Source organism: Nodosilinea sp. LEGE 07298 (assembly GCF_015207265.1).
Taxonomy (GTDB): Bacteria; Cyanobacteriota; Cyanobacteriia; order Phormidesmidales; family Phormidesmidaceae; genus Nodosilinea.
On the sequence record NZ_JADEXE010000260.1, the window covers coordinates 1 to 9,437 of the forward strand.

Here is a 9,437-nt window from a genome sequence, read left to right on the forward strand (position 1 = left end):
GGGTGGGGGAGTCATAATAAATCCAGTTCAAAAACCCTGGATCAGAATAGGTATCCCGTAGGGGCAAACGGTTGTTTGCCCTGAACCAGTCAGGGATAAGCAACAGGGCTTAGTGTAAAGGTGTGAGGAGGTTAAGTAGCTTTCTCCAGGACCACGAGCAGGCGGGTGGCGAAGATTTGTGGGAGGCGATCGCAGAGGCGATCGATCACCGTCATCAGCGGCAGCCATGCGGTGGGATACATCTGGGGTTTAGAGTAACCGCCGGAGGCAACATAGGACACGGCGGCGTAGCGCTGCGTGGTGACAACTCGAAATCCGTTTAAGTCTTGCTGAATGTTGGGTTTTAGAAACAGGCGGCTGGCGTTGCCCTGGGCGGCGTAGTAATCGATTTGGGCCGGATTCCAGGCTGGGGGAGCGTACCACTGAATCGACTGGTTCAAAGCCAGGGGTTCAGGGTGGAGCGCCCCGTAGACCAGCAGGCCCAACAGGCTAACGCAAGGTTCAAACCAAATTACCCGGCCACCGGGGGCCAGTACACGCTCAAACTCCTTGAGGGCAGTGCCGGGGTAGCGCAGGTGATGAAACACATCAAAGAGCACCAGGTTTGACAGGCTGCCAGAGGCAAACGAGAGGGCGTAGGCATTCTCAACTTGATCAATCCAGGGGTTAGGAAAAATGTCGGTGCGAATACAGCCGGGGATCACCCGCTGAATATCGGCCACTCCAGAGCCTAGCTCGACGGTGGGCTGGGGTAGCGGGGCCAGATGGCGGGCAATGTTTTGGTGAAAGGTTTTGTAGATCGCCCGTAGAGCCGGTTTCTTTTTCCAGGCGTCGGCATTTTTGAGAATTTCTTGATTGTGTCGATCGATGCTTTCCAGCGCCATCCTTTCGTTTGCCTCTCCCTTAAACTTGGGTCTGGGCATCATCATAGACGGTTGTTTCCACGGCCAAAGCGGCCAACAACCGGCCAAAACGACCTAAATCTCCGCCATACCTCCGTCTATAGTAGGGTGGGCATTGCCCACCAGCTACCTCTGGCCATCACTCCCTAGCATTCTTCATAGTTGGCCTCAGATTCTTCATGCCATTGTCCTCCAACCCCACTACCGAGCGAATTAGCCCTGGCAAATCTGCCCTCGTGCCCTACCTAGTACTGAGCCTGTGGGTCGGCATTGTGCTGCTGTTGCGTAGCCCGCTGCAAAGCCTGATGCCCCATGACGAGGGCTGGTACGCCCAGCAGGCCCGGTGGATTGTAGAAACCGGCGACTGGGTTACCCAGCCGTGGTGGGGAACCCCGGTACACGATCGCATGATGGGCATTCAGTGGCTGATCGCCGCCTCCTACAAGCTGTTTGGGGTGAGTGAATGGTCGGCGCGGCTGCCGGGGGCGATCGCCTCCTGGGGCGCAGTTATGCTCACCTACGCGATCGGCCTGCGGTGTTTGACCCCAGCGATCGCCCTGTGGGGTGCGGCCATTTTGGCGGCTACACCGATCTGGATGCAGGCCTCGCGGCTGGCCATTCAGGATGTACCTCTGACGGCGCTGGAGCTGCTGGGCATTTGGGCGCTGCTGCAAGCGGAAAGCGGGACTAGGCGACGGGGCTGGGGATTTTTGGCGGGCAGCACGGTGGGGCTGGGCTTTATGCTCAAAAGCATTATGGTGATTCCGGTAGTGATGGCCCTGGGGCCGTACCTGGTGCTAGAGCACCGCCGCCACCGTCACCTGCTGAATCCGGGCCTCTACCTGGGTCTGGTGGTGGGAATGGTACCCGCGATCGCCTGGCTAGCCCTCAGCGTGGACCGCTACGGCTGGATGCCAATCGAGCGCACCTTCGGCCATCTGGTCAGTCTGGCTCAGGAAGACTTTCACAACGTTGGCCCGCTCTACTATTTCTGGAATATTCCCCTCAATGCTTTTCCCTGGCCGCTGCTGGCGGTGCCGGGAGTGTGGCTAGGGTGGCAGTCGCCCTACCGGCGCAAGGCCCTGTGGCTGGGGTATCCGCTGGTGCTCTTCACTTTGCTCACCCTATTTAAGACCCGCACCTGGTACTACCCACTACAGCTGCTGCCCTTCGTGGCGCTGCTGGCGGCCCTCACCCTAACAACCCTGGGGACGCTCTACCGGTCGGGCCGACGACAGCGGCTGGTAGCGGGCCTAACCTTTACCCTGGCTGCCATTGGCGTAGTGCTGGTGGGCGCGGGAGTGATGGCGCTGCTGCAACCCCAATGGATCGAAGTAGAGGGACTGTGGCGCTATGCCCTGCTGGCGATCGCGGCTGGGCTGGGCTGGCTGGTGCCCCTAGGTGTTTACTGGCGCTATAGAACCCAATCGCAGCGGGCAGAGACGGCCCCACTGTGGCAAGCTGGCTGGCTACTGGGACCGTGGCTGGCGATCGCGCTACTCTACGCGACGGGCCTGTGGGGCAACTACAATCCCGATGTCAAGCTGGCTCTGAGCACGCCCCCGCTTCAGGCGATTGTGGCCAATAACCCCGTTAACATCGTGGCCAACAGCATCGGCCTGGGTGACGAAGATACGGTGTTGATCACCTTCTACACGCCCCAACCCGGTATAGCTACCGACAATTGGCAGACCCTAGCGCCGGGCAGCTACGCCTGGGTCGCCGCCCCAGACCTGGGAGCGCTCCCCGCCGAGACGGTGCGCCTGGGCCAGGTACGCGACTGGGTGCTGGTGCAGCTTCCTTAATCATTGGTTGAAGTCTCCGTAGAGCTGGCGAGAAATAGTGTTGCATTGGCTACCGTCAGGGGCAAGCTAGGCGTAAGGTCAACCGCTGGGCACAGGCCGGGCGTTGGCCTAATTCTTTATCGACCCCGGAGCACGAAACCATGGCTAAGTTTGGAGTGAAGATGACAGCAGCGGTGACCCTAGGCGCGATCGCCATGGCAACGACGGCCGCCATCGCCCAGGCGCAATCTCGCGTAGACTGGCTGCACCACGGCGAGACGATTACCTACGACGGCTACCTGCTAGCCGATGAGGCCGTTTTTGCCAGCTGTGACGACGACTGTGCCGATCTCGATATGTTCCTTTACGATGCTGCCACTGGTGAGCTGGTAGCTTCAGATACCCTTGTTGATGCGGTTCCTGTAGTGGTTGCTCCCTATGAAGGCGATTTCTTGATTGAGGTGGTGATGGCCAGTTGTAGCCTCGAACCCTGCGAGGCCTGGACCGATTCGGACGCTGGGTTTTAGGCCAGGCGCGATCGCCCGATCGGTCTAAATTACTGTTTCTACAACAAAAATGGCTCGGACATTGTCCGAGCCATTTTTGTTCTAAAGACAAATTCATTGTCCCGACGCTGGAGCGTCGAGAAGTATCCTCAGACGCTCCAGCGTCGTATTCCCAGAGTTTCCGGCCTTATTCCGTCCTGAGTCGCAACGGCACCCGATTGATGGGGGTAGTGGTCGAGCGAGTTTTGCCGTTAATTTATCTGGGGTAACTCATTCCCTTTGCACCGCACCAGACTGCACCTGCCACAGCCCTGCGTAAAGGTTGTTTTGCCTCAGCAGCTCGCCATGGGTACCTTGCTCGACAAGTTTTCCCTGATCCATCACATAGATGCAGTCAGCGCTGCGGATTGTTGAGAGGCGGTGGGCGATCGCGATCGTCGTCCTATTTTGCGTAATCACCGCCAAAGATTTCTGGATCGCCGCCTCGGTTTCGTTATCTACCGCAGAAGTCGCTTCATCCAGCACTAAAATCGGCGGGTCTTTGAGAATGGCGCGCGCGATCGCCAGCCGCTGCCGCTGCCCGCCCGAGAGCTTCTGCCCCCGCTCACCCACAATCGTGTCGTAGCCCTGGGGCAGTTCTTGGATAAAGTCGTGGGCTTCCGCCTGCTTGGCGGCGTGGGTAATTTGCTCGCGGGTGGCGTCAAAGCTACCGTAGCCAATATTTTCCGCCACCGTGCCGTGGAATAGAAACACATCCTGGCTCACCCAGCCGATACAGCGGCGCAGATCTAGCGCATTAAGGTCGCGAACATCCCGACCGTCAATCAAAATGTGTCCGCTCTGCACATCATAGAAACGCAGCAGCAGCTTGACCAGGGTGCTCTTGCCTGAGCCGGTGGCCCCCACAATGCCAATCGTGGCCCCGGCGGGGACATGCAGCGACAGGTCTTTGAGCACGGGGTGGCGACCGTTGTAGGCAAAGGTGATGGCCTCAAACTTTACCTCGCCCCGCACCGCACCCAGCGGCAACGGCTGCTGCCCCGGCAAAATCGCCACGGGCGTATCGAGCAGGCCCATCACCCGCCGCACCGAGGCCATCGCCCGCTGGTACTCATCGACAATTTCGCTCAAAAAGGTGAAGGGCCACAGCAAATCTTGGACAATGAACACCATAAAGCCGTAGGTGCCCACGCTGAGCTGCCCCGACAGCGCTGCCCGACCGCCCAGGTAGAGCGTCAGCACAAAGCCCAGCAAAATGCAGAACCGCAGCACAGGCTGAAAGGCCACGCTTAAGGCGATCGCCCGCTGATTTCCCTGGCGATAGGCATTGCTGTCGTGGTAGACGCGATCGCGCTCATACCCCTCAGCGGTAAAGCTCTTGATCGTGGCCATGCCCGAGAGGTTGTTGGCAAGGCGATCGCTAATCAGCCCAGCCTGGTCGCGCACTGCATCGTAACGAGGAGCCAGCCGCGACTGAAATAGAAAGGTGCCCCACAGAATGAAGGGAATCGGCACCATGGCAAACCAGGCAATCCCTGGGGCCAGCAGCACAAAGCTAACGCCTACTGCCAGGACGCGGGTAAAAAAGCTGATTAGTTCTTGGGCACCCGAGTTCAAAAAGCGCTCTAGCTGGTTGATGTCATCGTTGAGAATCGACAGCAGGGTACCCGTGCTGCGGTCTTCAAAGTAGGCGAGGTCGAGCCCCTGAAGATGGTTGTAGGCATCGACCCGCAGCTCATGCTGGAGGGTTTGCGCCAGGTTACGCCAGAGCTTGTCGGCTCCATACTGGCTGAGAGATTCTAGCCCCCAGGTAAGGACGGTCAAGCCCGCCAATACCAGCAGCTGGGTGAGCGGATTTTGCACCCCTAGGCGGGCAATCAGCGAGGCGTCTTGCTCGACGACAACATCTACAGCAACGCCAATCAGGTAGGGCGGGGCCAGGTCAAACAGGGTGCGAAAGATAGAGCAGATCGTTGCGCCCCAAACTTGCCCCCGGTAGGGCTGACCGTAGCGGAGCAAACGTAAAAGAGGAGAGATAGAACGGTTGGCCATGCGACAGGTTTTAGCAAGTTAGAATTAGAAGGCAATAGATGTTGAGGTAGTGCTATGTCGCTATTACCCCTCGTGATTAGCGCTTCGACAGCAATCGGTCTGGGTTACTTTGGTGTAGACCTTTACCGCAATCGGCGCAGACTGAACGAAAAACCCGTGCCAGACGTAGATTTGACCTGCTACGAGGTAGGCATGTTAGATAGAGGCGATATTCCGACTGTGGGTAATGCTGTCGGCCACGTCGGCCATAGCGTTGCTGAAGCCTCTAGCGAATGTATGGGGGGCAGCATTGGACACTGCGTAGAGGCGATCGCTCACGCTATTACTCACCATTGAATGAATTGCGTTACAGCCAGCTTTTCCTAACGCTAACCCCATGGTTATTTGCGAAGCCCTTCAACAAAACTCGACACGTTTAATACGTTATGCTGCGCTGGTGAAGCTGATGGGAGCGGCGATACTCCTACTGAGTCGCTGCGCGATCGCACTTAAGGTGTATTGACCATATATTTATAGAGATCGTCAATGACTCGATTAGCACCAATCGGTCCTCCGACATCCCAATAGACCTTATATACTTGTTTATTCTGAACAGCTTTCAGCTGTGACCAAATAGGCTGGTTCAAAAAAAACAAGGGGTCAGCATTCGCTTCCTCAACCTCGGTTAGTGGGTGGTGCGTCGCAATAAACAAAAAATCAGCGTCATGTTTAGGTAGAGTTTCGATGCCAAAGGTCAAGTCATTTTCTTCCTGATCTTGCTGAATTTTGGTTAGCTTCAAGCCTACATCACCAATAATTTGGCTAAAGGTAAATAAGCCTGGTTTAGAAGTAGAAAAAACGTCCGTTGAGCCCATGAGACGAATCACAGATATTGTGCTTGTCTCTAATTGTTCTCCGAGCTGTTGCTGTAGCTGCTCGACGCGTTTCTGATACTGAGCTAGAAGCCTCTCAGCGTGATCGCTCTTTCCCAAAATTTGGCCGAAGTATCGCAACCTTTCTTTGAAGTCAGAAAGGCTGTAATAATCAACCACTACTGTAGGCGCAATATCGGAAAGAAGGTCGTAAGAACTCGTTTGCCATTCTCTTGCCACAATTAAATCTGGCTTTAAACTAAGGATTGTCTCTAGGGAAGGTTCGCCTCCAGTGCCTACGTCTGAAATATCAGTAACTAAGTCGCCGGGTATGCCCCTAAAGTCTTCTTCACAATCAAAACAGGAAAGGGCACCCACTGGCTCTACACCCAGGGCTAACACCGGGTCAAGCAGCACTTGATCATCTAGCACAACAACTCTCTGCGGATTAATCGGAATTTCAATCTCACCTAAAGCATGGCTCACTATTTTTGTTTCTGCTGGCGATCGCACAGCTGAATTCGTATGCTCCGCTGCTATATCTGGTGTGCTGTTGTTGCAGGCTGCGATCGCCAGCAGAAACCGTGATCAGAAAGATAGATAAATGCTTGTAACTGTTCAAAGCCTTTCGAGGTTGCCACACGACGCGCAAGTTCAAGAAAATAGCCCGAGCAATCCAAACAAATTTAGCTAGAGCCAAAAGACAAAAGAACTTGATAGCAAGTAGCAGCGCAACAATTGCGTTAGTAGCTTTCTTGATCACCATTGACTAAAACTCCCAACTGATGGAGCCGACGATTGTGAACGGTGCCCCTCTTCGTAAAAATGTGTTGCCGCCATCAGACGTTCTAATATAATCCGTATTAAACAGGTTGCGAATGTTGATAGCGGTGTTCAGCTGACCTCTACGGTAGTAAACCGCAGCATCGGTACGTAAGTAGTTAGGCAATACAAACGAGTTATCCAAATCTCCCTGGCGCTCACCCACATAAAATATCCCTAGGCCAAATCCCAGACCGTTCAAATCTCCCTCCTGGATTTCATAGGTTGTCCAGAGACTAGCTTGATTCTCTGGTACACTTGTCAATCGATTGCCTTCTTCAATCGCATTGTCCCTCGTGGTTCTTGCATCGGTGTAAGCGTAGGAGGCAATTAGATTCCAGCCTGGCAAAATCTCACCGCCAATGTCTAGCTCAATTCCTCGGCTCCGCTGCTCCCCGACTTGAATGGAGAAATCAGGGTTTTCGGGATCAGGAGTTTCGACGTTCGATCGAGTCAACTGGTAGGCCGCTAAAGTAGCGGAAAGGTTGCCGTCAAAGAAGTCTGTTTTAACCCCCACTTCATACTGGGTTCCTCTAGTTGGTTCGAAGGGTTGATTGTCTTGGCTAAAGCCAGAGGTGGGCAGGAATGACTGACTGTAGCTGGCATAGAGAGAAACCATGTCGCTGGGCTGATACACGAGGCCGACGCGAGGACTGAATGCAGTATCGTTTTGTTCGGGTGAATCGTCTCCATTACTTGTTTCATTGACTGAAACCCAATCGAATCGACCGCCGATCAATAGCTTTAAATTATCTAGAAGATCAACTTGATCTTGAAGATAAACTCCATAAGACTGAATAGCAGTATAGGTGCTAGAAGTTGGCCCATAGTTGAAATCTGGAATGTTGTAGTTTGGGGCAAAGATGTCTAAATCGGGAACATTTCTAGCGATCGCTCTTTGAAAGATCTCGACATTGCGATTAAAATCGAAGCCCACCAAAAGTCGATGGGAAATTGCTCCTGTACTGAATTCGCCAAGCAAATCAATTTGCCCGAAGTAGTTGTCCTGCGGGAACTCTCGCTCTTGAGCAAATTGTGTTAGAGAACGATCATCGACTACGCTCGTTGCTAAGGTATATTCTTCATCGTTTTGACTAGCCGTTATCGAAAAATTGTTGCGAAGCTGCCAGCTATCGCTAAGCTCATGGTTCAGCACGTAACCAAGTTTCTGAGTCGTATTGTCTACAAAGGCACCATTCGGATAGGCCTGATAAAAGCTCCGAGGCAGAAGAGTGTTATCACTAAGAGCCGAGGTGTACTGCTCAAAAATACCGCTGAAGTTGATGTACTCATAGTAAAGGTTCAGATTTGTGCGATCGCTAAAGTTCAGCGTAATTGAGGGTGCAATTGTGACTAGATCGGTGTTGACAAAATCTTGAAACCCGTTGGAACTTTGGTAGTTGGCAATAAATCTATAGAGCACAGTGTCATCTGTGGTCAATGGCCCAGATAAATCAACGTTGGGCTGATAAAGTTCACGATTCCCCGCCTCAAATGAAAGATTGTAGTAGGGCTCACTCAGAGGTTGTCTGGTAATAACATTGATAATTCCGCCAGGTTCTACAGCTCCAAACAGAACGGATGCAGGGCCTCTCAAAACTTCTACTTGCTCGATCGTCCCCACTCCTGTCAGGGCATATTGATTAACATCCCGATAGCCATTGCGAAAATTTCCACCTTGGCTAAATCCTCTGATGATGAAATTTTGTGCCGGTGAACCGTTGTAGTCAGCACCATCAACTACACCACTAACTGTTTCTACGGCTTCAAATAGACTTCTCACATTGCGGTCTTCTAGCACCTGTCGCGGCACCACCTGAATCGATTGAGGAATATCTCGTAATGGCGTATCCGTCCGCGTAGCAGTTGATGCCCTCGATGGGTTGTAGCCCTCATCCTGCTCTCCCGTCACCACCACCTGAATGGCCTCATCCTCGGCACCGACTACGGCCTCACCCAGAATGACGGCCAAACCCGTAGCCGTCACCGCCACCACCGGCGGCGCATCTGTCCCTGTAATTGCCACTCGTACCCGGTCGCCCGGTTCATTGGTCACCGCCACCAGGGCAATGCCCTCCGCCGGGCCAAATTGTTCAAAGCTGCCGCCCTCCGGCAGCACCAGCACTGCGTAGGGAATATCCGCAATCAGCGCATTGCCCACCGTCTGCGTCGCCGGAGTCGCCAGGTTGCCCTCGGCAGTGTCGAGCACAATCTGCAACCCTGCTTCGGTAGCCTCAAGACGCACTCCAGTAATTTCGGTTAGGGAGGCTTCGATCTGGGCAACCCAGTCAGAGATGGTTAGGGAGGGGTTTTGGGTTTCGGGTATTAGGTTTAAGGCGTTAGGGTCATGGTTTGAGGTTTGAGGTTCAGGGTTTAAGGTTTGAGGTTCAGGGTTTAAGGTTTGAGGTTCAGGGTCTAGGGTTTGAGGTTCAGGGTCTAGGGTTTGAGGTTCAGGGTCTAGGGTTTGAGGTTCAGGGTCTAGGGTTTGAGGTTCAGGGTCTAGGGTTTGAGGTTCAGGGC

At 54.1% G+C, this 9,437-nt stretch carries 7 protein-coding genes; 3 read left to right on the forward strand and 4 right to left on the reverse strand.

What is annotated here, in order from left to right:
• Positions 1 to 131: 131 nt before the first annotated feature.
• Positions 132 to 884: a methyltransferase domain-containing protein gene (locus IQ273_RS25585; RefSeq protein ID WP_194025966.1), complete on the reverse strand. Its 753-nt coding sequence runs from the start codon at positions 882 to 884 to the stop codon at positions 132 to 134.
• A 197-nt stretch (positions 885 to 1,081) separates the two neighbouring features.
• Here IQ273_RS25585 and IQ273_RS25590 point away from each other — a divergent pair, with 197 nt between their 5' ends.
• Together IQ273_RS25590 and IQ273_RS25595 are read left to right on the forward strand one after the other, a co-directional pair.
• On the forward strand, positions 1,082 to 2,707 hold the full coding sequence (locus tag IQ273_RS25590; RefSeq protein ID WP_194025967.1) for a glycosyltransferase family 39 protein: 1,626 nt from the start codon (positions 1,082 to 1,084) through the stop codon (positions 2,705 to 2,707).
• 140 nt (positions 2,708 to 2,847) lie between these two features.
• Complete coding sequence (locus IQ273_RS25595) at positions 2,848 to 3,213, forward strand: hypothetical protein (RefSeq protein ID WP_194025968.1); 366 nt, start codon at positions 2,848 to 2,850, stop codon at positions 3,211 to 3,213.
• Positions 3,214 to 3,462: 249 nt separating this feature from the next.
• Here IQ273_RS25595 and IQ273_RS25600 read toward each other — a convergent pair whose 3' ends face one another.
• Positions 3,463 to 5,244, reverse strand: coding sequence for an ABC transporter ATP-binding protein (locus IQ273_RS25600; RefSeq protein WP_194025969.1), 1,782 nt, complete (start codon positions 5,242 to 5,244; stop codon positions 3,463 to 3,465).
• A 54-nt stretch (positions 5,245 to 5,298) separates the two neighbouring features.
• On the opposite strand from IQ273_RS25600, the gene IQ273_RS25605 reads away from it, so the two are divergent.
• Positions 5,299 to 5,580, forward strand: coding sequence for a hypothetical protein (locus tag IQ273_RS25605; RefSeq protein WP_194025970.1), 282 nt, complete (start codon positions 5,299 to 5,301; stop codon positions 5,578 to 5,580).
• Between the two features lie 152 nt (positions 5,581 to 5,732).
• On the opposite strand, the gene IQ273_RS25610 is transcribed toward IQ273_RS25605, so the two are convergent.
• Both IQ273_RS25610 and IQ273_RS25615 read right to left on the reverse strand, forming a co-directional pair.
• The gene (locus IQ273_RS25610) at positions 5,733 to 6,581 is read right to left on the reverse strand and encodes an iron-siderophore ABC transporter substrate-binding protein (protein WP_313898245.1); all 849 of its coding nucleotides are present in this window, start codon (positions 6,579 to 6,581) and stop codon (positions 5,733 to 5,735) included.
• A 283-nt stretch (positions 6,582 to 6,864) separates the two neighbouring features.
• The gene (locus tag IQ273_RS25615; RefSeq protein ID WP_194025972.1) at positions 6,865 to 9,243 is read right to left on the reverse strand and encodes a TonB-dependent siderophore receptor; all 2,379 of its coding nucleotides are present in this window, start codon (positions 9,241 to 9,243) and stop codon (positions 6,865 to 6,867) included.
• Between the last annotated feature and the right edge of the window lie 194 nt (positions 9,244 to 9,437).